Below are 23,928 nucleotides of genomic sequence, written 5' to 3'. Positions count from 1 at the left end.
CCTCCTCATATAAAGTATCGGAGGGGTAGCTTACGACTCCCCCGCTAGTTCTAGCTCCACTGAAAATTGGGTATTACAATGGGGACATTGTGTAGGAATATGTACATCGCCTTGCTGATTGATTCGATTATAAAATTCTCGAAGATAGGCAATGTCATGTAAAAGAAGTTCTTCGAGTAAATCAGGGCTAACAGAATTAAGACTGCCCAAGCGAGTAATAACCCGTGCAAGCATCACCAAAACACCATAAGCTGGATTTTCCTGAACTCTGCGCTCTTGTTGCACCAAAATTTCATCTTTAGCGGTGGCTAAACGCATCACCCCATGACGATGTATTCGGTGTTCACTATCACTCAATCCTCTAGGAAGAGTGAAGGCAAATTCTGTGGAGAGAGTATCCTTTTTACGGGGCATAAGTCATTTGGGAATTGGGGATTGGGCATGGGGCATGGGGCATTGAGAATAGGGGATGAGTCTTTGAACTCCATTAATGAGGCTTTGAACTCCATTAATGAGGCTTTGAACTCCATTAATGAGGCTTTGAACTCCATTAATGAGGCTTTGAACTCCGTTAATGAGTCTTTGAACTCCGTTAATGAGTCTTTAAACTCCGTTAATGAAGCTTTGAACTCCGTTAATGAGTCTTTGCTTTCTGCTCCCCACGCCCATACCCAATGCCCCATGTCCAATTCAATTATGAATAAGTGCTTCGGGGGAGTTTATTGTATCTTCTGGTATGGAAGTTTCACCTTCCAAGCCATTAATTCGCCGATAAAAATCTTGGAGATAATTTAAATCTTGGGCAAAAAAGTTTTCTACTATTGCAGGAGTAACTTCTGATAAAGCACCCAAGTGAGTAATCACTCGTGACAAGATAATAATTGTGGCATAAACAGGATTAGCTTTAACGCGTGGGTCACGCAAGGGTGCAATCTCGTCTATTGCCGTTGATAACCGCATTACACCTTTGCGGTGGAGGTTGCCTTCAGAGTCTAGATACCCCTTTGGCAGTGTAAATTCAAACTCTGTGGGAAACATACTTCTCCTAATTACTTCACACGTTTAAATTCCTCAAAAGCAACCTCCACTTCCTCAATTTCGATGTCATGGCTGCGGGCGTTAACATCGGCAATTTTGTAACTTGCAGGCCAAGCACCGGCTAATTCAAATCTAGCTATTTCTTGATTTGCCTGATTATAAATAGACAAAGCAACAAGTCTACGTTGCTCAGACCAATTACCTTTTTCAACTTTTTCAAACCACTTCCAAAAATCCATAGAGTTGGTAGTACCTCTACGCAGAGTGAGATTACCACTCTTAGGATTGCTAGGAAGCTTAGTTCTCACCACCTGGCCTTTTGATTGCCCTTTTTTACCCCAGGTTTGAGAAGTAACTTCAGAAATTTCAATTACCTCTTGTGTTCTTTTGAAGCCTTGACACTCCAAAAAAAAGCAATTGGCATCGTTTTGACCTTCTAGTGTCAGTTCTAAATAGAACCGATGGGCCGTAAGAACTTCTGGAATTCGGCTTGCGGATTGTACCACTGTTAAATAATTCGTAATTCGTAATTCGTAATGACGCTCCTGCGTCGCTCTAAGCGAAGCCATGCCGCAGGCTTTACGCTGCGCTAACGTAATTCGTAATGAAGCTTGCGGACTTGCTACCGCTACGCTCTAAGCAAAGCTATGCCGCAGGCTTTACGTAATTACGATTATTTGATTCGTTTAATTCCTTCGTGAACCAATTCAACTGTTTCATTTGCCATATCACCACCAGAGGCAGTTAAGGTAGGGCCAGTGTATTTACAAGGATAACAATTGACAATGTTCCAGCGTGCTTTTTCAGAGCCTTGTTGGTCATAAGCAACCACTGAACCAGTTTTACGCTTCTGTGACCACTTCCGAGGGTCTCCCATGTCTTCGTTACAATCTTGATACCATTTATAAAGGTCTATATCATCAGTGGCGATGACTTTTACTGTGATGTTGGTAAATTTAACAACAGTTGGTGTAGCTTGACGCATTAGTTTAGCGCCTTTAGATGAACCGTGGACTTCTTGCGCTGGAGTATTCTCAACGCCTAAGCCACTAATTTCTTTGATGAATTTATCAGTAATGCCGTCAGCCTCAAAGTAAAATTTACAAGAGGTTAAAAATTCGCCTGCCATACTTTTGGACTCCTTTGTGTGTGATTAATTTGAGAATTGGGAATGGGGAATGGGAAATGGCGAACGGGGAATGGGGAATGGGAGTTAGGAGTTACAAGAATTGTTTCCTCAATTCCCAATTTCCAATTCCCAATATCCTATTCGCTATCTTCAATGCCATTCCATTGGCTGATGCGGAATACAACAAATTCAGCTGGTCTGACTGGGCAAACACCGACTTCAATATATAAACGTCCTAAAATTCTGGTTTCTGGTGGGTTCAATTCTTCGTCACACTTCACGTAGAATGCTTGTGCTGGAGATGCCCCAAATAAAGCACCTTCACGCCAGATACGCTCTAAGAAATTACTAACGGTGCGGGTGACACGTGCCCATAAATCTTGGTCGTTCGGTTCAAAAACTACCCATTGAGTCCCTAATTCTAGGGATTTTTCGATATAGCTAATTAACCGACGCACACTAATGTAACGCCACTCTGTTTTATCTGGCTCAACTAGTGTGCGTGCGCCCCAAATGCGGATACCTCGGTTGGGGAAGCTGCGAATACAATTTATCCCCAAGGGGTTTAATAGTTCTTGTTCGCGGAAGTTTGTTTCATAGCCCAAACCAATTACGCCTCTGGGAACTTCATTTGCAGGGGCTTTGTAAACTCCTCTGGTTTCGTCAGTGCGGGCCCAAACACCCATCACATGACCACAAGGAGGTACTAAAATTGGATTACCGCGATCGCGTGGATTAGGTACTTTAATCCAAGGATAATAAAGGGCCGCAAACATCGAACGACGGTTAAATCTATTCAGCCACTCCACTACTTGCTGGGGTTTGACGGCATCCGGTGGCGCATCAAGTACAACCATGCGGTTGGGGGGGTTGGGAATATCGCCACTGGCAGAACCCTCGCACATACTAATCATCAGTTCGATGATGCCGTGGACTTGATCTAAATTCAGTATCTGCTCTTGATAAGCCCGCATCACATCAGGACAAGCCAGCATTGTGATTTCATCAACTTCAAAGATACCGCGTACTCCGGTGCGATCGTCTCGAACCCCTTCTAAATTCTGTGAAAATCTATCGGGTGGGGCGGCAACAATGGGTGGCGCTAGTTCATATTGACCATTCACGGGACGACGAGCTAAAGGCTGTCCACTTTGAGTTATGTCTTCTACACTGACATACATCGAATTTCTCAATGCTGCTAACGCATAAGTCGCTATCTGAGCAGCAGGCTCGCGGTTCATTGTCAAGTTTTCGTATTGCTCTAAAAGTTCATCTCCCCGACGAATTTGAATGGTGAAATATTCACCTGTATTTGGAGGCGCTTCTCCTTCAGTACCTTCCGGTAAGGCGCGGGGTGAACCATCAATAATTACAAGATTTACTAATCCGCCTGATGCTTGCTCAGGACGCAAAGTAAAGCGGAGGGCTGGACGATTACCTCTAGAGTTGATTCTGAGAGTCGCCGGTTCTGGAGTTGCGGGTCTGGGTGCGCCTGGTAACTGAGTCCCAATGCTTGTTACCCAGCAACGACCGCCACCATTCATAAAGTAGCCGTAGACTGAAAAAGGTAAATAGGCGTTGAAGTCGGTGAAGCCGTCAGAGTTGGGACGGGCAAAGTAGTTTAAATATTGCGTCCAAGTGGTCACAAGCATGGGCTTGTATAACTCAGCCCCACCACGAACATCTTCTGTAAAGCCTACAAATCCAGCAACTGCTGTGCTAACACCTTCAATTGGTCGGCTACCCCGGTCAATTTCTTCGATGTAGACACCAGGAGCAAAGTAATCAAGTCTAGCCATGAAAGTTTCTCCAAGTCAGTAAAAATCTAATTATTCAGGAGTTAGAAATATTTCTTTGAAAGTATTACTTTGGTTATCTACCAATGCATTGACGTTTTGGGGTAAATAGCCAGGATGATTCAGCGTCAAAACATAATTACCTAAATGAAGGTCTTCAAAAAAGAACAGTCCTTCTTTAGTAGTTGATATGGACTTGTCAGTTCCCCTCACAGCTACTTCTGCCGCTACCAGTGGCAGATTTGTCACCGCACTTTTGACAATACCCGCGATCGCAACTCGCCTGGTTAATACTAGACTGTCGCTATCACGAGACAATTGATTTCGCAAATTGAAAATCCGCTCCCAAACCAAAGGTACTGGAGTAGGTTGTGGCTCGAAGGGGATTGTAACTGTCAAATATAAGGCTGAACGCAATGGCACATTGAGAGCGCTCCATAAAGAGCCAATTTCAATTGGCGGCTCTAGGGCAACTGTCATGTTCAAATTACCATAGCCCCGTAATTCAGGAACCAAAAACTCCTCTTCCAAGGTGCGATGGCGCAACAGCACAGCCAACGCCTCACTGATAAAGTGATGCTCCCCTAAAGCTGTTCTATCCCAGGCTGTTAATAGCAGTGAAACATCAAACCAAGCGGGTGCCCAATTTACAGTGGCAGGTTGTAGAGCGCGTGTTAGCTTGCGTTCAACTTGCCTACCAGAATGTTGTACCTGCTTACTCTCACGTATATCAAAAATGTATAAATTGAGAGTCGGGCCTGCTCCCTCTTCCCTTCGATTACCAGGATGGCTAAAGTCAATTTGCTCTGTACTGGTAAGTGAGGTTCCTCCAGCTAGAATTTCGGCTAAAGTTTGAAGAACGAAGATAAGCATGAAGGTGTTCTGCTGGTAGCTAATCCAGATGCATCTACAGTATATGTATCAGCCTTCTAAAGTTAATTAGACTTTTGTCGATATTTTTTCAATTGGTCATTGGTCATTTGTCATTTGTCATTGGGTACTGGTTATTAATTCTTTCCCCCCTGCTCCCCTGCCCCCTGCTCCCCATTTGAGTGGGCTGGAAGATATTAAATTTTCAAAAATCCGAAAAGCAGTAACTTCAGTTTGTAGATTAGTCTGGAGCAGTTCTTAATAGGAGTGGCGAGATGACCACACCACAAAATTTATTTCGATGTAACAAATAATTTTCCTTACGTACCTATATATACTTAGAAAAAGGATAAGCATATATAAACATAAACTTAATAATTCTTTGTATTAATTATCTAACAAGATAACTTAATAAAAAAATAAACATTACTAAGACTGCATAAATTTATACTGGTCAGCAGAAGAATAAAAACATTTGGTTGCAAAAAGCGAGTGAAGCTATGACACTAGGCTTTTATGTACAAAAACTGGAGAATGGCTCGAATTATTTGAACTCCTCAGATATTCAGAGCTATTGTCAGTTAGAGTCTGAACAGTTAACTAGTCAATATCCAATTTTTTTCGCTCGGATTGTATATCATGATTACTTGCTGAAAAATCATCAGGAAGTTATAAATTATGGTCAAGACCAAGCTCCTTTTTCCCAAAAAACTTTAGCTTATTTGTGCTCTGAAGCATGGCTTACAGATTTTCCGCCTGCTTTTACTTTGCATGAATTTAAACTTAAGGATTTTTCATCCATTTCTTACGTTTGCCCTTTTGCCTATAGGAATCAAAAACCTGAATACATTCAAATCATTACTCATAAACCTCTATCAGAGAGCTTGCAATTATATGTAAAACGCTCTGCTATGCTGCTGAGTAAGTATGCAGATATTTACTTGGACTATGGAAGACAAAAAACTGAAATTCAACTCCTGGAAGATATCTTGCATCGAATAGGCCATCAATTGCGTAACTCTCTAGGGCTTATAGGATTGTATGCACATAACTTATGCTTAGGTTTAGAGGATAGTCCTTGGCAAGAGCAAGCAACAATCATCGGCGAAAGTATACAAGATTTAGATACTAATTTAAATGAGCTAATTGATTGTGGACAAAGTGCAAAGCTGAGGGTAAAACTTCAAGATTTAAGAAGTTTAGTTGATGAAAGCATCAAAAACTTACAGCCTCTAATTAATCAGAAACAACTTAAAATATTGATTCCAGATACATCGACAATACTGAAGATAGACAAATTACAAATGAAACAAGTATTTGATAATATCCTCAGTAATGCCGTCCATTTTAGTCCTAACTCAGGAACTATTACCTGTAGCTGGCAAGTTTTTCAAGATGAAGTTTTAATTAAAATTTCAGATCAAGGGCCAGGATTATCACAAGAGGATTTACAAAAAGTATTTACCCCATTTTATTCCCGGCGCAAAGGAGGTACAGGACTAGGCTTAACTATTGCGAAGAAAATTATTTTGGATCATCAAGGAAGTATCTGGGCACAAGCCCTATCAGAAAATGGAGCGCAATTTTCTGTAATTTTGCCTCGACCAAGGAGCGGGAATTAATTCGTAATTAGTAATGATGTTCCTACGTAGGTAACGTAATTTGTAATTAAAAAGATGGCTAATGATAGTAAGAAACTTTCGGTTTTGCTGGTAGATGATGAAGAACGCTTCCGCCAAGGATTACGTACTCTCCTAAATTTTTATAGTATTAATTCTGCATTACCTGTAGAAGTTATAGGTGATGCAGATTCTGTGGAGCAGGTTTTAAAGTTTACAGCCCAGAAGTGTCCAGATTTAATTTTGCTGGATATGCAATTGAAGGGATGTGATGGGATTACAGTTCTGGCAAGTCTTAAGGAAACTGCTTACACTGGCAAAGTTTTAGTGTTGTCGGCTCATCAAGAAGACGACTGGATTTTTAGAGCAATGCAGGCGGGAGCCGCCGGTTATGTGTTTAAAAATCGTGTGGCAACACAATTGTGTGAGGCTATTGACACTGTTACAAGAGCGGAAATTTATTTACCTTCAGAAGTTGCTAGTCGATTTTTCCGGTTTTTTCAGGCTTATTCAGACTCTTGTCTGAAAGCATGTCATGAGGTGCATTTAACCGAAAGAGAGCAAGAAGTTTTATACTGGTTAACTCAAGGTGCTTCTAATGAAGAAATCGCTAAACATTTATATGTAACAGTTGCTACTGTTAAGGCGCATCTCACCAGTATTTTTGAAAAATTGAAGGTTACTAGTCGGACTCAAGCTATTGTGGCTGCCCTCAAGTTAGGATTAGTTCACGCTTGAGCGCGACGAAAGTAATCGGCGCAATTCACGAAACTTTTTGTATATGCCTTCATTTGAATCTTTTTATCAAGAATACCCCTGCTCGTATAATTCTCCCTTAAGTTGCGATCGCCCTTTCCAAACCGCGCAGCAAATCAAGGGGGCTAAGTTTTGCTTGGAATGTGGTTTTCCAGCGACTTTACCACAGGAGGCTGAGATTAAAGGAAGTCAGGGAACTTATCAAATAGCTAGTTTTATTGGTGTACGGGGTTTAGGCCGCCTATACTCAGGGATTCAACTTAAAGATAAACAGCCTGTCATCATCAAAGAATACCTACTACCCAATCGTTGTTTTAATGAAAGCGAGACTCTGAAGCGGAAAGAGACTTTCAAACGGGTGGGTGGGGTAAGTTTAGCCGATAGTCGAATTCAAAACTTTCGTCTTGTAGAAACTAAAGAAGCGATCGCAGATGAAAAAGGAGAACGCTGCTATCTGATCACTCAAGGAATCGAATCATCCCAAACTTTAGGGAAATATCTCATAGAAAAGGGCGCGATGACATCTCCTGATGTGCGGGAAGTATTAAATCAAGGTTTACAAACTCTCCAGTTTCTCCACACCCAAAAGCTGCGTTTTCCCTCAAATCAAGTACAGTTGGGTATAACTCACGGCAATATCAGTTTAGATAGTACTTTAATTAAACTAGAAAATAATCAAAAATTCTCTATATACTTTTGTGATTTAGCGACCTGGGAAAACTTATTTATTCCACCTATTATTCCTCAACCCGCGCCCGCCAGACCTGAGCAAGATTTAGAATCATTAGGATTGCTAGCCTTTTATCTATGGACAGGACGGACAACTAATTTTTTATCCAACCAGCCTCTCGACCCTAGAGATAATCAACAATGGCCGGATACTGATAGCCATTTAAAGCAGTTTATTTATCGCCTCATTGGTCTAGAAACTCCTTTCGAGAATGCGGAAACGGCTCGTCAAGCACTGCTGCAACTTCCCAAAGAAAATCGTGGTAAAAGTTCAGTGTCATCGCCAGGTTCTCAAGCAATAGAAAAGCGTTTACCAATGCCTTTAATCCTGATAGTAATTCTGGCTTTATTACTACTCGGCGGAGGAATTTTGTATTGGCTTTTGGGCAAAAAAACAGATAGTCCTAATCAATATATATTATGGTCTAGACTTGTGCGAAATTTCTCCGAAGTCCCTAATGTTCCTGCCGGACAATTTGCTTACACAGGAGAAAAGGACAGTACATGGAGTTATATTTTAACACAATCAGTAGAAAATAGTCGTTTAGGAGAGTTATTGACCAGACCAAAGCCAGATGCAACAGCAACATTTAACTATGAGCCTGTTTTGTCATCAAACGTCAAGAATCCGATTAAAAGTATCGAAGAAGTTGAAACAAACAAAAAAGATTTTGCAATTACTAGTTTGGTAGAGAACATCACAGATAAACTTTCTAAAAAACAAGTTGCTTATGATGGATTACTTGTTTTTGTAGCATTTAATAAGAGAGACTCAAATCTTGCTAATGCTCTTGGAGGGCAAATAAGTCTTGAGCAATTGCGTCAAATTTACACAGGTAAAATTACCAATTGGCAACAAATTAGTCCCAAACTTCCAAATTTAGCTGTGAAACCTTTTGCCCCAACAGAACCAGAAGCAATCAGTAAATTTAAAGACATAGTTCTCAAAAATGTCTTTCAAGACGAAGCTTTATTTGAAGACACTGTTAAAAATACGAAAATAGATACAACAAAAACCCAGAACCAGATACGCAGCGAGACTTTAGAGGGGCGAACCACTGGTATTATCAGCTTTGGCATTATCAGTAAAACTTCGAGCCAGTGTACTGGTTATCCGCTAGCGATCGCAGATGGCAAAAAATCAGCGATTCAACCTCTGTTTCAACGGCGCGATCGCCGCTCAATTAATCCCTCAGATGATTTGTGTCAACATGATGATTATTATGTTGATGTCACAACATTCCAAAGCTACCCCTTGGGATACCCTATTTTTGTAGTGTACCCTAAAGACACCAGTCGCCTGCCTGGTGGTTCTACATTTGCCCAGATGCTAACCACTCGTCAGGGTCAGTGTTTACTTAGTAAAGTAGGTCTCGTAGCTTTACAACCTATGCCTGATGATATAAATTCCTATGCCTGCAAATCGGTGCCCCAATCCTAGTTGCGAATATTTTAACCGCGCCCTGCCTAACAATGCTAAGGTTTGTCCCTGGTGTTCCACTCCTGTGGGTAATGTAGTTTCCCCGACACCACAACCTCCTAGTCAACCACCGCCTATTCAGCAACAACCTAGTCAACCACCACCTGCTCAGTATCAACGACCGCCTACAGAGCAACCTAATTACCAACCTCCCCAACAGGCTCCCGTTGATTATTCAACAGTCTATCAGCCACGAGTTTCTTATCAACCAACACCGCCTGCTTATGTCCCTCCGCCTCAAAGAGCGCCAGCCTTAAAGCTGATTCATACCACCGGCAGGGAATTTCACCTCGTTGGGGAAGGAGGTTATATTGGTCGCCGCAGTCAAAGTCCAGGAATAGCGCCGCCAGAAATTGATTTGACCGGCATTCCCAGTGAGGGAATAGTCTCTCGTCGTCATGCGCGAGTCGATTGGGACTGGTCGCAAAATGCATACATGATTGTTGACATGAGTACAAATGGTATTTATTTAAACAACAATCCTCTAACTCCGGGTATGCAATATCGCCTGCTTAATGGCGATGTACTGCGATTTGGCCAGGATAATCTAGTTAATTTTACGGTGTATGTTGTGTAGGAAAATGTTTAACTAAAAACTGTCAATTTTTAAGGGTAGTTGATAACCCATCAACTACCTTTTAATTTTGGTTAATTTTGGCGACACCATAAATTAACCTGAGTTTGATATTACACTTCGTTAATGTACCCTACACGAGCTATTTTCAGATGTTGAGAATATCACTACAAAAGTAGCGATCGCATTTTGAGTCAGAATGGAGAGGGCGATCGCACTATCCTTGGAGCACATTTCTTACGTTCCCAAGCTGGGCAAGATCAAGCCTGATGATTAAGCCTACCTCATTGCCTTGATTAATCCAAGATTCATACGCAGCAAGCCTTTGCTTGCCTATGTCGCTGCCACTGACCATACTCTCCATGAAGTCGTCAGCCGTTAATCCAGGCTCGTTTAGCCCTATCGGCAGAATAAATACACCTCTACTTTCAAGGGCTTTTAGCCAGGCGATGTGTTCTGATACGATCTCTGGAGCAATCACACCAGATTTGTTCTTATTCACGCTACTAAATGACTTACGCCACACTGTCAAGCCCTTAGCTTGTAAAACTCCCCATGTGCTGCCTAATGCTGCTCCAAGGAGTTCTACTACACTCTTGACTACTGCTGCTCCCTGCGGGTCTACTTGCACATATCCCTTTATTCTGCCATTTTGCTCTCTTGTATGTAATGCCTGATAAATATCATTGACAGCAGCCAACATGTCTGCTTTATTTAAATGTTCCCCTTGCCCCGCTGGTCTTACATGGGCCCCTGCTTCATTCGTTGCTGCATTCCAATCTACACTGACCAAACCGTAGGATTCCTTATGGATTCCGCTGACCTGAGTGCCATCAAGAGCGCGTTGGACAACCTTAGACCCTTGCCTGATATGATTTTCATGCAGCTTGCCTCTTGTTGCTTTTTGAACCATCCCCCCATTCTGCTGCACAACATGGGTCAACTCATGCGCCAATAACTCCTGACCGCCCTGACTCCCAGGGTTGTATTCCCCCTGTCGAAAGAACACATCCTGCCCCGTCGTGAAAGCCCGCGCCTGTATTGATTGATTCAACTGGTCAGACTTACTATCTGTGTGAACCTTCACGCCACTGAAATCTGCGCCAAACGCCTGTTCCATCGGTTCGCGGATATTGTCAGCGATCGCCACTCCTCCACCCCTTGCTTGGTTGATGGACGTTTCCAGGTCTGGTGTAGCACCCATCCCAGCCTGACGCTGCACCATCGGCTTCATCTGTAATTCTTCTTCATCCTCTGGCAATGCTTCTCGTTGCAGTGTGCTATTGTCCAGAGATTTCATCTGCAATTCTTCCTCTTCCTCTGGCAATGCTTCTCGTTGGATAGACTGATGATTTACAGGTTGCGCCATACTTTGCATTACCTGTTGTGCTACGCTATCAGCTTCCTGTTCGTAAATGTCTCCCGGCTGGCTAATTGAGAGTTTTGCTTGGGTACGCAGTGGTATACGACTGATATCGTGAGTAACTGGTTTATGGAGCGGTTGTATTTCAGGAATTGCTTGGCGTGAAATTGCCGATGACTCCAAACCAAAGCCGCGTATCGGGTGTTTCAGGGATGGAATTGAGAAGCCTGTAGTAGTTTTTTTCTGCCGGCTGATATGTTCTCTCATTTTCTTCTCCAGATGCCCAAGCAGTAGCTAAATCAATATTTTACTGTTATTAACATCTAGAGTACTGCGATCGCACTCGTAACACAATTTATCGAAAGTATAAATTTTTTGGAACCCGATTCTATGGTATCGAGCGATCGCACTCAACTCAACTGATAAGATTGGCGATCGCACTAAAATGTTAAGTAAATCAGAAAAGGTAACAATGGCAGCTAAAGATAAATTTCATGCTGTGGTTAGAATTGCTTTAGAAAAGGAGCAGTGGAAGATAACCGATGATCCTCTGCGACTGGAAGTTGGCGGAACTAAGTTTGAAATAGATTTAGGTGCAGAGCAACTGTTAGCAGCAGAGCGAGGTGAACAAAAAATTGCAGTTGAGATTAAAACGTTCCTGAGTGATTCACCACTAACAGATTATCATGCTGCATTAGGACAGTTTTTGAATTATCGGCTTGCCTTAGAAATCAGCGATCCAACTCGCATTCTCTATTTGGCAGTGCCTATAGGTGTTTATGAAGCTTTTTTCAAGCGGGAATTTGCCCAAATATCTGTAGAGAGATATCAGATTAAACAAATTATTGATGACCCAATTCAAGAGGTAATTGTACAATGGATACCCTAGAATCTTATCGCCATATCATTCAGTCGTTGTTGACGGCTTATGCTGCTATCCCAATAGCCAATGGTCAGATTGATTGTTACACTGTTTTTGATACAAAACAAGACCATTACATGGTTATCAATGTGGGATGGGATGGTCATCGGCGAGTCTATGGTTGTGTTTTACATTTGGATATTAAACAGGGAAAAATTTCGATTGAGCAGAATATGACGGAAATGAGAGTGGCTCAAGAACTTGTAGAGCGAGGGGTTCCAAAAGATAATATTGTTCTTGGATTTCAATCTCCTGAAATGCGGGAATATACGGGCTATGGAGTTTTTTAACGACAACATCGCGATCGCACTCTTATTTTATCGTCATAGCAGTGATCGCATTCACAAAAACATCAACAGGCGATCGCACTCAACCGACAACAGCAATCGCATTTTTAGTGAGAATAGAGAGAGCGATCGCACTACAAGATCCACGATCAAACTTTCTCCCAAATATCAGGCTTGTCTACATCCTTTGGAATATTCGGTTTTCCGCCAGGTGCAAACGATTCTCCTTTATTCGCTTCTTCAATCACTTCAAACACTGCTTTTACTTTCTCAGTCCAATCAGTTAGATTAATATCTTGTTGAATAGCGAACATATCCTTCATGCCACGCAACTCAAAAATAGGTGCTTCCTTTGTTTCCTTAGAAACCGATTTAGACTGAGCTTCGTCTTCATTCTCTAATTCATCCACTGCTTTGGAGACGGCTTTTTCTGTTACTACTTCAATGTCTTCTGGTATCACCTGGACATCTGTTGAGACTCCGTATGATCCCATCCCCTCAAAACGCTTATCTGTTGCCTTACTGATTAAATCTTCTTTTAGCATCCCTTTAAGCCATTCAATTCGTTTAATTTTTAGCTTGTAAGATTGCTTATCTTTATCTGAGTCTTCGGGCAATAATTCCATACCCATAAGAACTTGATTTATAATTGGTTCTTCCGCTAACTCTTCTGCGGTTTTTTTCACAAAAGTTGGTTGTTTCATTATAAACTCTTTCATGACTTTTTCGGTTACTTTTCTCTTTCCAAATATTCGAGTCATCCATTTAAACTTCCGTTCTTTTTTGACCTCAACATCTGTCATTACAGATTTTTTAGACTCTACTACTTCTTGTTTTTTGCTCATCCCAAGACTAGCGGCAATCTCCAATACTAAACCAGCCCATTTATCTATATTGCTCTTATTACTAAAGAATGAGTGTTCTGGAACAAGAGTCAACATTTTATCAAATGAAGTTCTTGCCATGAGTTTGAACGTGGATTTTGGATAACTGAGATTTCCTTTACCCGATCCTTGTTCGATATAATCTAAGACAAGTGTCACTAGACCAATCAGTTCAGGACTGGCATCTTTACCATCCAAGTACTTGTTTTTTAAATCTTCATTTTGTAGTTTAGTTGTAACTGAAGCTCCTAGACCTTTCCCATCACCACCTGCTTGAATTGAATACAAATTCGCAAGCTTATCAAGGGGAATAGCAGCTGAGGCTTGGACTTTACCAGCTTTTCCATGCGGCTCAATAAAAACACTTGCCTTACCACCATACTTATTTGCCAGATGTCCTATGTCCTCTCCATCTTTTGACATTGACTGCATTTTTTCTTGAGCTTCGGTGACAGATTCTAAGGCTTCTTTTCTTGTTGTGTATGGCTTTGTGACGACTTCAACAGCAGATACTTTACTATCGTATGTATCTTCTCCTTCAATTTTATATCCCGTTCCCGAAATAATTTCTTCACCTTTAGCTAATCGACTTTTCTTGTCATCATTTTTGTAGGATTTCCATTCTCCAAATTCAAATTCAAATCCAACAGCTCTTTGAATTAACTGCCGATTCACAGTGTTATTGTTCTGCTGCACTACATGGGTCAACTCATGCGCCAACAACTCCTGACCCCCTCGACTCCCAGGATTATATTCCCCCTGGCGAAAGAACACATCTTGTCCCGTTGTGAAAGCCCGCGCCTGAATTGACTGATTTAACTGGTCAGATTTACCATCCGTGTGAACCTTCACCCCACTGAAATCTGCGCCAAACGCCTGTTCCATCGGTTCGCGGATGTTGTCTGCGATCGCCTGTCCACCACCCCTTGCTTGGCTAATGGACGCTTCCAAGTCAGGTGCAGCAGCCATTCCAGCCTCAGCCTGACGCTGCACCATCGGTTTCATCTGCAATTCTTCCTCATCCTCTGGCAATGCTTCTCGTTGCAGCGTGCTACTGTCGAGGGATTTCATCTGTAATTCTTCCTCATCCTCTGGCAATGCTTCTCGTTGCAATGTGCTATTGTCCACAGGTTTCATCTGTAATTCTTCTTCCTCATCCTCTAGCAATGCTTCTCGTTGCACCAAAGGCGTGATGGAACTTGCCAGAGGTTTCATCTGCAATTCTTCTTCCTCTGACAATATTTCTCGTTGGATAGGCTGACGATTTACAGGCTGCGCCATTCTTTGCATTACCTGCTGTGCGACGCTATCAGCTTCCTGTTCGTAAATGTCTCCAGGCTGGCTAATTGAGAGTTTTGCTTGAGGACTACGCAGTGGTATGCGACTGATATCGTGAGTAACTGGTTGATGGAGTGGTTGTATTTCAGGAACCGCTTGGCGTGAAATTGCCGACGACTCCAAACCAAAGCCGGGTGTCGGGTGTTTTAGGGATGGAATTGAGAAGCCTGTAGTAGTTTTTTTCTGCCGGCTGATGTGTTCTCTCATTTTCTTCTCCAGATGCCCAAGCTGTAGGTAGATGAATAGTACGCTGTTACTTACATGGATATTACAGCGATCGCACTAGTAACACAACTACTCAAAAGTCAAAATCCAGGCAAAAACTAAGTTCGACTTTTGGCTACTTTTGATTCTGATGCAGTACCTTTAGCCTGGATTTAGGGAGAGTTTTTTTATTTATGGACTCAAAACAGCAACAAACTTTTTTCACGTTCGATGGAGATGTTGGCGGTACTGCTGGATACGCCGGGGTTTCGGCGGCATCTGATGCTACTAAGGCGGCTAAAACGGCAAGTAAATATCTCAACGATTCACGGCTGATGAACCAGCTTACAGAACACGTATATAAACTTATGCTAGAAGATTTGCGATCGCAGCGCGAAAGAATAGGTAGTTATGATTCTCAAAGGTGGTTGTAATGGCTACAGGCGCTAACAATGGCAACATTACTCACGAATTAAATTATGTCACTACTAATCGGTTTTACGTAGAGATAGACAGTTCTATTGCTGCATCTTTCGCTGAATGTTCAGGATTAAGTGTTCAAATTAAGAAAAATGTTTTTCAGGAAGGTGGTGTTAACGACCAGCAAAGAATTTATTTAGGTCATACAGAATTTGCAGACATAACTCTTAAACGAGGATTTACCGATCATCCAGGTTTTTGGAACTGGATGAATGCAGTTTTTGATGAAAAAAAGAAAACATCTCGACGCAATGTCAATATTCTGATTTTTAATCAAGCCGGTGAAACGATGATGAGTTGGACTTTGATTGGTGCTATTCCTATAACCTGGAAAACTCCTGCACTCCAAGCAGATGGGAAGGCAGTTGCGATTGAAGAATTAACTTTAGCTTATGAAGGTTTACAAGTCGCAAGGTCTACAGGAGGAGGCTCTTCTGTACAACGAAATCAAAAATCAGGATATTTCGTTTCTAGCTAATTGGCTACTCTTAAACTATCACTATGCAAATTATTCAATCTTCACTAGGAAACAATATTCATCCCCTTGGGGTTATATCATCTTTATATAATTCTCAGGGAATAATATTGAGAAAAGAATCTCATTCTTTGCATTCACGAAGTAATTTTATTAGTACAATCCAAACTAAACCACCATTAGTCAAATCCTCTAAATTTTTCTTGTCTCGTCAGTATGAACCATCGATTGAACCATTAATAGGTTGGGATAGTTGGGATACTCAGGATATAAATAGTGAATTTGGCGAATTTCCGTTGATTGAGTTTGATGCTTCTGATTCAATAGCTGAACTAGAAAATAGCAATGAATCAGTAAAAAATAGTATTCCAAAGATAATGCCAACTCCCAACGAGACAAATACGAGTAATGGCACATCCCAAGAAGTAAATATAAAAACTAAATCTAAGCCAAAAAAAACAAATAAATCTAAGAAACCACTAGAAAAAGAACCAAAGTCAAAATCTAGAACTAAAAAAGCTATCAAATCATCTAGTCCTAAAAACTTTGAGCCAATTGTTGATAAAACTAATATTAATCTTAATAAAGATAACTTATTAATATCAGATGAATCTATGCCTATTGAGGCTAATTTCGAAACACAAGATTTACAACTAAATATTGTGTTAGACACTACTACAAAGGATCGTAGTTCTGTCAGTACCCCAACCGTAGATACTTCACCTAGTTTTCAAGACAAATCAACTTTATTCGATAATTTTGCTACCGATGCTAGCGATGAGCTGTCAGAAACTTCTGAGCTAATATCTAGTTTCTCTAGTAAAGATTTGTCTTTAACAGAAAATACTTTAACATCGGAAGAAAATATTGAATTAGAAGATGAAACCAGTGAATTAGTCAACACTTCATCTATAGAAGTTCCTTCTAAGAAAAATACAGAAAAAATATTTATAGGGGATAGCAACTTTACAAATAGTGAAGAAGAACTAATCCCTGAAGTCTCAGAATCACTTAACCTTTCAGGTATACCAGTTAGCCAAACGCCACCACAACAAGACATTCAAACAGTTCAAGTCCCTTCTATAGTTGACAATAAAAGCAGCGTAAGTCGAACAAATTTAATCAAAGGAAATTTAATCCAAGCAAAAGAGATTTTACCAACCTTAAACTCTCTATTGCAGGAAGAAGAATCACCAAATATTAATACTAAACTTGAGGAAATTACAGCTATTGAAGCAGACTTAATATCAGAAAAAAGCAAAAATAATTTTGTCACAGATAATGCTGTCTCTGATTCAGAAAAAAACACAAATAATTTTGTTACAAATAATGCTATCTCTGATAATTATTTAACTTTATCTTCAGCACCTACTTCATCTGAGGTTGATGATTCACCTACTTTACTCCATGCTTTGGAGAATGATGAAAATACCGTAGAGACGCATTTTACTTCACCTAATACTGAGTCTTCAGTTGCAAAAAATCCTATTACAGTACAACAAGAAATTGATCCTGACTTTTCACACAATGTAAAAAAAGCAACGCAAAATCTAACCCCTCACCCCCCTTTATTACCAGATAATAGGGAGAATTTAAAGCCTCTGTCCTTTCAGGAAAAAGGTTTTACAGATACTGTGAAAAGTCAGGAAATTGATTCCAGTGTTACGAGTGAGTTTCCAGATATTACGCCTGTTCAGTTAACACCTACCTCAGCAGCTATTGAACACACACCTAGTTTATTCAGCAACCCTGATAGCGATGAACAATTAGTAACTTCAGAATCACAGTCTGCGATGGTGCTTAATGTCTCAGATGTCTCAGGAAATGTGACTTCACTACAACGTGATAGCAATGTTCAAAATCTTAGTAGCGAGTTTACAGAAAGTCAACCCATCTTAGCAGCACCTGAGATTACTGAAGCACCAACAATTAGCGCCACATCACCTGAAATTGCTGAAACACCAACAGTTAGCGCCACATCACCTGAAATTGATGAAGCATTGGTAGTTAGCACCAATTCACCTGAGATTACTGAAACACCAACAATTAGCGCCACATCACCTGAAATTGATGAAGCATTGGTAGTTAGCACCAATTCGCCTGAAATTGCTGAAACACCAACAGTTACCGCCATTTCCCCTGAAATTGATGAAGCATTGGTAGTTAGCACCAATTCGCCTGAGATTACTGAAACACCAACAGTTACCGCCACATCACCTGAAATTGATGAAGCATTGGTAGTTAGCACCAATTCGCCTAAGATTACTGAAACACCAACAATTAGCGCCACATCACCTGAAATTGATGAAGCATTGGTAGTTAGCACCAATTCGCCTGAGATTACTGAAACACCAACAGTTACCGCCACATCACCTGAAATTGATGAAGCATTGGTAGTTAGCACCACATCGCCTGAAATTGATGAAGCATTGGTAGTTAGCACCAATTCGCCTGAGATTACTGAAACACCAACAGTTACCGCCACATCACCTGAAATTGATGAAGCATTGGTAGTTAGCGCCACATCGCCTGAAATTGTTGAGAAAACAAGTATTTTTAGGGAAATTATTGATAATGAACAAGCAGTAGAATCAGAAAATCCTGAAATATCAACCTTTGCTTATACCTGGGATAATCCAGATATTCTAGACAACCCAACTTCTCTACAAGATGAGGTAAGCACAGCACCTAAAGTTGAACAAAATGCGATCGCAGAAAATTTGCCCGCGCCTAAAGGTTATGCTACTGGTGGTCATGTTACAGACTCACGTGTTGAAAATCGCGAGCAAATAGCACCCTCCGATACAGTACCTGCAATGCTTACGCCTGGGGAGTTTGTGATTAATACCAGGGATGCACAGAAAAATCTACCCCTACTACATCACATCAACACGGGTGGAACACCGCAAGATATTATTCTTCCAAGTTTACAAACACCCAATCCCATAGAACCGGAAGCAACAATTTCTCCAGAGACTCCGACTAAAGTCGATTCTTTTCCAGACACTGCATTACAGCTAAAAAGCGCTGAGACTGATTCACCTGAGATATCAAATTCTTTAATTCCTTCTTCCTTGGGGTTGAATATTAACAAACAGAAACTTTCTATCCTCAATTCTCCCCAGCTTCATACTCTTCAAAATGAAACAATAGATGTCGGTGAATCTTCACCTCAATACTCATCGCCTCCCCTGATTTTCCGAAAAGCAAATCCCAGCACTCACACACCTTCCCAATGGTCAGATACACCTTCTCAATGGTCAAGTGTGGAAGATTTACTAAATGGAAATAATGATGAATTCTCTAGCTTTAATTTTAATGATGAGGAATCAAACAGTCAAAATTATGAATTTTCTCATGTTTCCGAATCACCACAAGTTTTTGCTAAACACCTTCCTTCACCTAGAGGCTTTGCTAATGGTGGAGAAGTCACTCCACCCGACATATCTAGAGAAATACAACCGATAACTGAAACCATAGAGAGTGCATCCTCATCTTCTCCAGGAGATGAAAAAGATGATACAGCTGATTTGGAAGCTCTAGCTCGTGAAATTTATCACAGATTACGACAACGGATAGAAATTGAACGAGAGCGTCATGGTGGTTACTCAGGTCGATTACCTTGGTAAATTTTCATTAAATAATTAATTTTAGGAGAAATATTCAAATGGCAAGTCCAGCAATTATTGTTATTCAAAAGCTTAAACCCCAACTTGAGAAAGCCAAGCTTGTAGCTTATAACAATGAAGCGCCAGATATTGAATTAATGTTTAATCCTACAGATATTAGTTTCGCTCGGACTGTTAAGTGGGAAAGTAAGGATGGCAATAGAGGAACTACTCTACTTCCGAAAGTAAACTTTTCTGGCGTTGAACCTTACAAATTTACACTTAAACAGTTACTTTATGATACTTATGAAACGAAAGAGTCGGTGATAAAAAAGTACATAGATAACATTAAGAAAGGTGTAGAAACTATCACTAAAGCAACTGACAAACGACCACCTGTTTATATATTTACCTGGGGAGATGAGTATTTTTATTGTGTAATCACGAGTTTAACCTACACTTTAAATATGTTTTTGAGTGATGGTACACCAGTCAGGGCACTGGTAGATATAGCCTTGCAAGAAGTAGATAAGAATAACCTGCCTGGAGGACGTAAATCTGATTCTAAAGGCAACGCTCGTGCAACAGATAAAAAGGGTCAAAAACTGAGTAAGTAAAACAAATAAAGTGAGAAATTAGTATTTACTTTTTCATTCAAGGCTGCTCTGAACATTTTATAAATTATCAAATAATAGTTATGCCTGCTAAAAAAAGCCTTTATTTAAGCGAACCTAAAATACAGGTAGATGGACAACCTGCTTCGCCTGAATTAATGAAGGATTTGTTGCAAATCACAATAGAAGAAAGCCTTCATTTACCAGCAATGTTTACGCTAGTAATCCATAATAGCTATATTCCCACATCTGATCGAGCAGAAAATAAGGCTTGGCGACACGATCAGTTGTTTAAGATTGGTAAAAAAGTGAAGTTAGGTTTTACTTCAAGTACTACTCTAGATAATAATTTTCAAGAAGAGGTAGGGGAATTCATTATTGAAGGCGAAATTACAGCGATGGAAGTTCACTTTAATGAAAAATCTGAAGCTGATATAATTGTTCGCGGTTATGATATTTCTCATCGTCTGCATAGAGGTCGTTATAATCGTTCTTTTCTAAATGAAACTGATAGCGGTATAGTCAATAAAATAATTAAAGAAGTAGGTATAAAACCTGGCAATATAGAGCAAACTGGTGAAGTTCATAAGTATGTCTTTCAAGAAAATCAAACTAATATGGAATTTTTGCGAGAAAGGGCTGCTCGCATTGGTTTTGAGTTATTTATTACCGAAGAAAAACTCAATTTTTGCAAACCAAAAACTCAGGGAGCTTTATCATTAAAATGGCTAGTTGATATTAATAAATTTAGTACTCGTGTTACTAGTGCTGAACAGATAAGTTCTGTAGAAGTACGAGCCTGGGACTATACCCAGAAAAAATTGATTAGTGGAACAGCTAACAAAGAGAAGCAAACAACTGAGACAGGTAATAAGCTAGGAAGTAGTACGAGTAATGCATTTTCTAATCTTAAGTCTCCTAAAATGATTGTTGTAGATAAACCTGTTGCCAGCAAAAAACAAGCAGATACGATGGCTCAGGCTTTGTGTGATGAACTAGGAGGAGAATTTGTTTACGCAGATGCCAAAGCAGAAGGGAATCCTGAGATTCGTCCTGGACGGGTTATTAGTCTTGAGGGTATGGGCGATCGCTATAGTGGTAAGTATTATGTTACAGAAACCCGCCATTTCTTTAATCAGCGCGTTTATGAAACTGATTTCAGCGTGCGGGGACTCCGTTCTGGTAACTTATTCACAACTCTATCCCCAGAAAAACGTCTACAGCCATCTGAGACTTTATTAGTCGGAATTGTGACTGATAATAAAGACCCAGAGAAAATGGGCAGAGTGAAAGTCAAGTTTCCCACTCTTACAGAAGACCATACAAGTGACTGGGCGAGAGTTGTAGCTGTGGGAGCAGGGAATAACAGAGGTTTCGACTGTTTACCAGAGGTAAACGATGAAGTTTTGGTAGGTTTTGAGCATGGCGATATCCACCGTCCCTACGTCATTGGTGGGGTATGGAACGGCAAGGATGCACCACCGGAAAGGGTAAGTGATTCAGTTGCAAGCGGTGTAAGATTACGCACCATTAAAACTCGTGTAGGTCATGTTCTACAGTTTGTCGAAGAGGATAAAGGAACTAGTAAAACAGGTATTCGCGTAGAAACTAAAGACGGTCATAAAATATATCTTAATGATAGTCAAAGCTGCATAGAGATTGAAACCAAAGGCGGTCATAAAATCAAAATGGACGACATGGCTAAATCTGTTTCAGTGAAATCAACAGGTAATATGTCATTAGATGCGGCTGGCAATATAGACATTACAGCCAACGGAGTGATTACAGTTAAAGGTGCGATGATTCGCCTTAATTAATTCGTAATTCGTAATGACGCTCTCTACGAGACGCTAAAAGCGAACGCGGACTCGCTACCGCTACGCTAACGTAATTCGTAATTAACACAATAGGAGGTTGTGATGGGTAAACCAGCAGCAAGAATTACTGATAATGTGGCGCATCCATTACCCCCAGTCTTAACAGGGGGGCCGGGTAGTCCCAATGTGTTGATTGGGTCTTTACCTGCGTGGCGGGGCGTGCTTGCAGCAGCAGTACCAGCTTTGCAATCCGCCAAACAAATTTCAGATACGGCTATCCAAGTGGCTGAGGCTGCTACCCTAGCGGCAGCAGGTACACCAGGCGCACCTGCTGCTTTAGCCACCGAACAAACTACAAAGGCAACATCAGCAGCTACTATGGGTAGTGCGATCGCAGCAGCAGCAGCAGGAGCTGATATTCATAATTGCGCCACACCTTTACCCCTCCCTCCTCACGGCCCTGGGGTTGTGATTGACGGTAGTCAGACAGTGCTGATTAACAATCTACCTGCCTCTCGCATGGGCGACACTGTTTTAGAAGCATTAGGGCCACCGAATAAAATTATCAAAGGTGATTTTACCGTTTTGATTGGCGGCTGATTGGAGAAGTAGAGGAAATTGGGGAGGGTAGAGTTGCAACTTTACTCATCAGTCTCATATCATATCCGCTCGATCGATCGCATCCTTAGATTGAACCGTATAGCGATAAGAGCGGTTTATGCAATCTCCTCGCAGGTCAGCGCATAAAAGCTCTTATCCCAGATGAAGGATACCACCATCCTTGGCTCGTTTGGCTTTTTGAAATTGGCGTGTGGGATGGACAATCATTTAGATTCTGCCGGATAGAAAGGAGAACTCATACCTGTGCTAGCTTCTTTGGTTATATCACCATCGAAAAGCTTTACAGTGAGATTTCCATTGACTTGTTTAGCGAATGGAATCAAAATGCCATCAATATAATTTTGTGCATTCTCTACAGAATCAAATTCATAAAAACCACCAACAGTGTTGGTGTTCAAAGCACTTAACCAAGTTTTGGATTTCAATCCGGGAAACTTTTTCATTTCTACATTAGCTGATTTCCAATCAATCTGACTAAAAGGAATAGACACTTGATACTCGGCGTATAGAAATACTTTACTCACTGGCATTTTTGCTCCTATCTTGAATTTTTCTGTAATTATGCGGACATAATATCAGAACTCCGTTCATCCACCTCAGAACTCCGTTCATCCACCTCAGAACTCCGTTCATCCATCTCATATCAAGTCCGGTTAATCACTTATGATTACCCCATCTGTGCAAAAATCGGAAAAGCCTCCTGCCCCTCTGCTCCCCTGCCCCCCGCTTCTTCATCCTCGACCTTTGGCGAATAGGCTTAAACCCTCTGTGCCGATATCTTTGAAGATATCCATGTACAACTGTCTAAGTGCCAGATATGGTTTACGGTCGTGAACGAGCCTATTTGGGAACAGGTTGGGCTTATCCACTGCATTTAAGTGTGCAAGGTGGGATACAACTTAGCCGTGAAGATCAAAAAGTTAAGGAATCTATTTGGATTATCCTTCGCACGGGAGTAGGTGAGCGGGTTTATCGACCTACCTTTGGTTCGCGCTTGTCGGAACTGGCGTTTGCACCTTTAAATAGCGATACCCTACTGCGAATCCGTCTTTATGTCTTGGAAGCTTTAGAAGTTTGGGAACCACGCATTACTATCGATGAAGTTGTCACCGATCCTGACCCTGTGCGTGGCAGAGTGGACATCATTATCAATTATCGACTCAAAGACGGCCCCGATATTTATAGTTTTGTTTATCCTTATTATTTGGTTTCAGCTGGGGAGGAATCGTGATACGAATTAAAAATTAAAAATTGAAAATTAAAAATTAAGAAAGCTGAATTTTCTCTGGGTTTCTAGGCTTGTATCTGTCACAATCTTTTTTAA

Annotated in this window: 23 protein-coding genes; 13 read left to right on the top strand and 10 right to left on the bottom strand. The window is 41.0% G+C overall.

Features of this window, described 5'->3' with window-relative positions; genetic code table 11:
- Window positions 1-30: 30 nt before the first annotated feature.
- The 6 genes from NPUN_RS05685 to NPUN_RS05655 form a co-directional block, all read right to left on the bottom strand.
- Window positions 31-414 carry a hypothetical protein gene (locus tag NPUN_RS05685; protein ID WP_012407863.1) on the bottom strand — a complete coding sequence of 128 codons (384 nt, stop codon included), beginning with the start codon at window positions 412-414 and terminating at the stop codon, window positions 31-33.
- A gap of 276 nt (window positions 415-690) precedes the next feature.
- Entirely contained in the window at window positions 691-1,038 is a 348-nt protein-coding gene (locus NPUN_RS05675) for a hypothetical protein (protein WP_012407862.1), read from the bottom strand.
- 11 nt (window positions 1,039-1,049) lie between these two features.
- On the bottom strand, window positions 1,050-1,607 hold the full coding sequence (locus NPUN_RS05670) for a phage tail protein (protein ID WP_012407861.1): 558 nt from the start codon (window positions 1,605-1,607) through the stop codon (window positions 1,050-1,052).
- A gap of 104 nt (window positions 1,608-1,711) precedes the next feature.
- On the bottom strand, window positions 1,712-2,167 hold the full coding sequence (locus NPUN_RS05665) for a phage tail protein (RefSeq protein WP_012407860.1): 456 nt from the start codon (window positions 2,165-2,167) through the stop codon (window positions 1,712-1,714).
- Between the two features lie 137 nt (window positions 2,168-2,304).
- Window positions 2,305-3,966, bottom strand: a complete 1,662-nt coding sequence (locus tag NPUN_RS05660; protein ID WP_012407859.1) for a phage tail sheath family protein — start codon at window positions 3,964-3,966, stop codon at window positions 2,305-2,307.
- Window positions 3,967-3,996: 30 nt separating this feature from the next.
- On the bottom strand, window positions 3,997-4,836 hold the full coding sequence (locus NPUN_RS05655; RefSeq protein WP_012407858.1) for a Pvc16 family protein: 840 nt from the start codon (window positions 4,834-4,836) through the stop codon (window positions 3,997-3,999).
- Window positions 4,837-5,333: 497 nt separating this feature from the next.
- Between NPUN_RS05655 and NPUN_RS05650 the strand changes: the two genes are divergently transcribed.
- Genes NPUN_RS05650 through NPUN_RS05635 form a run of 4 tightly spaced genes read left to right on the top strand, consistent with a single transcriptional unit; the run spans window position 5,334 to window position 9,994 of the window.
- Window positions 5,334-6,455 (top strand): sensor histidine kinase, encoded by a 1,122-nt coding sequence (locus NPUN_RS05650; RefSeq protein ID WP_012407857.1) that lies wholly within the window; start codon window positions 5,334-5,336, stop codon window positions 6,453-6,455.
- Between the two features lie 54 nt (window positions 6,456-6,509).
- Window positions 6,510-7,190, top strand: a complete 681-nt coding sequence (locus tag NPUN_RS05645) for a response regulator transcription factor (protein ID WP_012407856.1) — start codon at window positions 6,510-6,512, stop codon at window positions 7,188-7,190.
- Window positions 7,191-7,233: 43 nt separating this feature from the next.
- On the top strand, window positions 7,234-9,378 hold the full coding sequence (locus NPUN_RS05640; RefSeq protein ID WP_012407855.1) for a substrate-binding domain-containing protein: 2,145 nt from the start codon (window positions 7,234-7,236) through the stop codon (window positions 9,376-9,378).
- The gene (locus NPUN_RS05635; RefSeq protein ID WP_012407854.1) at window positions 9,350-9,994 is read left to right on the top strand and encodes an FHA domain-containing protein; all 645 of its coding nucleotides are present in this window, start codon (window positions 9,350-9,352) and stop codon (window positions 9,992-9,994) included. Before NPUN_RS05640 ends, NPUN_RS05635 begins: the two co-directional genes overlap by 29 nt.
- Window positions 9,995-10,208: 214 nt before the next feature.
- Here the strand turns inward: NPUN_RS05635 and NPUN_RS37345 are convergent, their stop codons facing one another.
- Together NPUN_RS37345 and NPUN_RS41585 are read right to left on the bottom strand one after the other, a co-directional pair.
- Window positions 10,209-11,621, bottom strand: a complete 1,413-nt coding sequence (locus NPUN_RS37345) for an eCIS core domain-containing protein (RefSeq protein WP_012407853.1) — start codon at window positions 11,619-11,621, stop codon at window positions 10,209-10,211.
- A gap of 27 nt (window positions 11,622-11,648) precedes the next feature.
- Window positions 11,649-11,795 (bottom strand): hypothetical protein, encoded by a 147-nt coding sequence (locus NPUN_RS41585; protein WP_167315578.1) that lies wholly within the window; start codon window positions 11,793-11,795, stop codon window positions 11,649-11,651.
- 31 nt (window positions 11,796-11,826) lie between these two features.
- On the opposite strand from NPUN_RS41585, the gene NPUN_RS05625 reads away from it, so the two are divergent.
- Both NPUN_RS05625 and NPUN_RS05620 read left to right on the top strand, forming a co-directional pair.
- Window positions 11,827-12,243: a XisH family protein gene (locus NPUN_RS05625; protein ID WP_012407852.1), complete on the top strand. Its 417-nt coding sequence runs from the start codon at window positions 11,827-11,829 to the stop codon at window positions 12,241-12,243.
- Entirely contained in the window at window positions 12,231-12,566 is a 336-nt protein-coding gene (locus NPUN_RS05620; protein ID WP_012407851.1) for a XisI protein, read from the top strand. The genes NPUN_RS05625 and NPUN_RS05620 overlap by 13 nt, the downstream gene beginning before the upstream one ends.
- A gap of 146 nt (window positions 12,567-12,712) precedes the next feature.
- On the opposite strand, the gene NPUN_RS37340 is transcribed toward NPUN_RS05620, so the two are convergent.
- On the bottom strand, window positions 12,713-14,992 hold the full coding sequence (locus NPUN_RS37340) for an eCIS core domain-containing protein (protein ID WP_012407850.1): 2,280 nt from the start codon (window positions 14,990-14,992) through the stop codon (window positions 12,713-12,715).
- A gap of 191 nt (window positions 14,993-15,183) precedes the next feature.
- Here NPUN_RS37340 and NPUN_RS05610 point away from each other — a divergent pair, with 191 nt between their 5' ends.
- From NPUN_RS05610 to NPUN_RS05585, 6 genes are all read left to right on the top strand, one after another.
- Window positions 15,184-15,423 carry a hypothetical protein gene (locus NPUN_RS05610; protein WP_012407849.1) on the top strand — a complete coding sequence of 80 codons (240 nt, stop codon included), beginning with the start codon at window positions 15,184-15,186 and terminating at the stop codon, window positions 15,421-15,423.
- The gene (locus NPUN_RS05605) at window positions 15,423-15,947 is read left to right on the top strand and encodes a phage tail protein (RefSeq protein WP_012407848.1); all 525 of its coding nucleotides are present in this window, start codon (window positions 15,423-15,425) and stop codon (window positions 15,945-15,947) included. Before NPUN_RS05610 ends, NPUN_RS05605 begins: the two co-directional genes overlap by 1 nt.
- Before the next feature lie 23 nt (window positions 15,948-15,970).
- Window positions 15,971-19,573: a hypothetical protein gene (locus tag NPUN_RS05600; protein ID WP_012407847.1), complete on the top strand. Its 3,603-nt coding sequence runs from the start codon at window positions 15,971-15,973 to the stop codon at window positions 19,571-19,573.
- Between the two features lie 38 nt (window positions 19,574-19,611).
- The gene (locus NPUN_RS05595; RefSeq protein ID WP_012407846.1) at window positions 19,612-20,169 is read left to right on the top strand and encodes a CIS tube protein; all 558 of its coding nucleotides are present in this window, start codon (window positions 19,612-19,614) and stop codon (window positions 20,167-20,169) included.
- A gap of 80 nt (window positions 20,170-20,249) precedes the next feature.
- Window positions 20,250-21,983 carry a VgrG-related protein gene (locus tag NPUN_RS05590; RefSeq protein ID WP_012407845.1) on the top strand — a complete coding sequence of 578 codons (1,734 nt, stop codon included), beginning with the start codon at window positions 20,250-20,252 and terminating at the stop codon, window positions 21,981-21,983.
- Window positions 21,984-22,085: 102 nt separating this feature from the next.
- Window positions 22,086-22,583 carry a PAAR domain-containing protein gene (locus NPUN_RS05585; RefSeq protein WP_012407844.1) on the top strand — a complete coding sequence of 166 codons (498 nt, stop codon included), beginning with the start codon at window positions 22,086-22,088 and terminating at the stop codon, window positions 22,581-22,583.
- A gap of 224 nt (window positions 22,584-22,807) precedes the next feature.
- Here NPUN_RS05585 and NPUN_RS05580 read toward each other — a convergent pair whose 3' ends face one another.
- On the bottom strand, window positions 22,808-23,134 hold the full coding sequence (locus tag NPUN_RS05580; RefSeq protein ID WP_012407843.1) for a YdhR family protein: 327 nt from the start codon (window positions 23,132-23,134) through the stop codon (window positions 22,808-22,810).
- 287 nt (window positions 23,135-23,421) lie between these two features.
- On the opposite strand from NPUN_RS05580, the gene NPUN_RS05575 reads away from it, so the two are divergent.
- The gene (locus NPUN_RS05575; protein ID WP_012407842.1) at window positions 23,422-23,835 is read left to right on the top strand and encodes a GPW/gp25 family protein; all 414 of its coding nucleotides are present in this window, start codon (window positions 23,422-23,424) and stop codon (window positions 23,833-23,835) included.
- Window positions 23,836-23,928: the final 93 nt, after the last annotated feature.

It is taken from the genome of Nostoc punctiforme PCC 73102 (assembly GCF_000020025.1).
Lineage (GTDB): Bacteria > Cyanobacteriota > Cyanobacteriia > Cyanobacteriales > Nostocaceae > Nostoc > Nostoc punctiforme.
This window is presented reverse-complemented; position numbering and strand designations above follow the sequence as displayed.

Excerpts from the sequence above, each read along its gene's own strand:
- NPUN_RS05625 (WP_012407852.1), top strand. The coding sequence starts at position 11,827 with ATGGCAGCTAAAGATAAATTTCATGCTGTGGTTAGAATTGCTTTAGAA.
- NPUN_RS05685 (WP_012407863.1), bottom strand. The coding sequence starts at position 414 with ATGCCCCGTAAAAAGGATACTCTCTCCACAGAATTTGCCTTCACTCTT.
- NPUN_RS05650 (WP_012407857.1), top strand. The coding sequence starts at position 5,334 with ATGACACTAGGCTTTTATGTACAAAAACTGGAGAATGGCTCGAATTAT.
- NPUN_RS05590 (WP_012407845.1), top strand. The coding sequence starts at position 20,250 with ATGCCTGCTAAAAAAAGCCTTTATTTAAGCGAACCTAAAATACAGGTA.
- NPUN_RS05635 (WP_012407854.1), top strand. The coding sequence starts at position 9,350 with ATGCCTGCAAATCGGTGCCCCAATCCTAGTTGCGAATATTTTAACCGC.
- NPUN_RS05655 (WP_012407858.1), bottom strand. The coding sequence starts at position 4,836 with ATGCTTATCTTCGTTCTTCAAACTTTAGCCGAAATTCTAGCTGGAGGA.
- NPUN_RS05605 (WP_012407848.1), top strand. The coding sequence starts at position 15,423 with ATGGCTACAGGCGCTAACAATGGCAACATTACTCACGAATTAAATTAT.
- NPUN_RS05640 (WP_012407855.1), top strand. The coding sequence starts at position 7,234 with ATGCCTTCATTTGAATCTTTTTATCAAGAATACCCCTGCTCGTATAAT.
- NPUN_RS05585 (WP_012407844.1), top strand. The coding sequence starts at position 22,086 with ATGGGTAAACCAGCAGCAAGAATTACTGATAATGTGGCGCATCCATTA.
- NPUN_RS05600 (WP_012407847.1), top strand. The coding sequence starts at position 15,971 with ATGCAAATTATTCAATCTTCACTAGGAAACAATATTCATCCCCTTGGG.
- NPUN_RS05580 (WP_012407843.1), bottom strand. The coding sequence starts at position 23,134 with ATGCCAGTGAGTAAAGTATTTCTATACGCCGAGTATCAAGTGTCTATT.
- NPUN_RS05660 (WP_012407859.1), bottom strand. The coding sequence starts at position 3,966 with ATGGCTAGACTTGATTACTTTGCTCCTGGTGTCTACATCGAAGAAATT.
- NPUN_RS05595 (WP_012407846.1), top strand. The coding sequence starts at position 19,612 with ATGGCAAGTCCAGCAATTATTGTTATTCAAAAGCTTAAACCCCAACTT.
- NPUN_RS05620 (WP_012407851.1), top strand. The coding sequence starts at position 12,231 with ATGGATACCCTAGAATCTTATCGCCATATCATTCAGTCGTTGTTGACG.
- NPUN_RS05675 (WP_012407862.1), bottom strand. The coding sequence starts at position 1,038 with ATGTTTCCCACAGAGTTTGAATTTACACTGCCAAAGGGGTATCTAGAC.
- NPUN_RS37345 (WP_012407853.1), bottom strand. The coding sequence starts at position 11,621 with ATGAGAGAACATATCAGCCGGCAGAAAAAAACTACTACAGGCTTCTCA.
- NPUN_RS05670 (WP_012407861.1), bottom strand. The coding sequence starts at position 1,607 with ATGGCTTCGCTTAGAGCGACGCAGGAGCGTCATTACGAATTACGAATT.
- NPUN_RS05645 (WP_012407856.1), top strand. The coding sequence starts at position 6,510 with ATGGCTAATGATAGTAAGAAACTTTCGGTTTTGCTGGTAGATGATGAA.
- NPUN_RS37340 (WP_012407850.1), bottom strand. The coding sequence starts at position 14,992 with ATGAGAGAACACATCAGCCGGCAGAAAAAAACTACTACAGGCTTCTCA.
- NPUN_RS05665 (WP_012407860.1), bottom strand. The coding sequence starts at position 2,167 with ATGGCAGGCGAATTTTTAACCTCTTGTAAATTTTACTTTGAGGCTGAC.
- NPUN_RS05610 (WP_012407849.1), top strand. The coding sequence starts at position 15,184 with ATGGACTCAAAACAGCAACAAACTTTTTTCACGTTCGATGGAGATGTT.
- NPUN_RS05575 (WP_012407842.1), top strand. The coding sequence starts at position 23,422 with ATGGTTTACGGTCGTGAACGAGCCTATTTGGGAACAGGTTGGGCTTAT.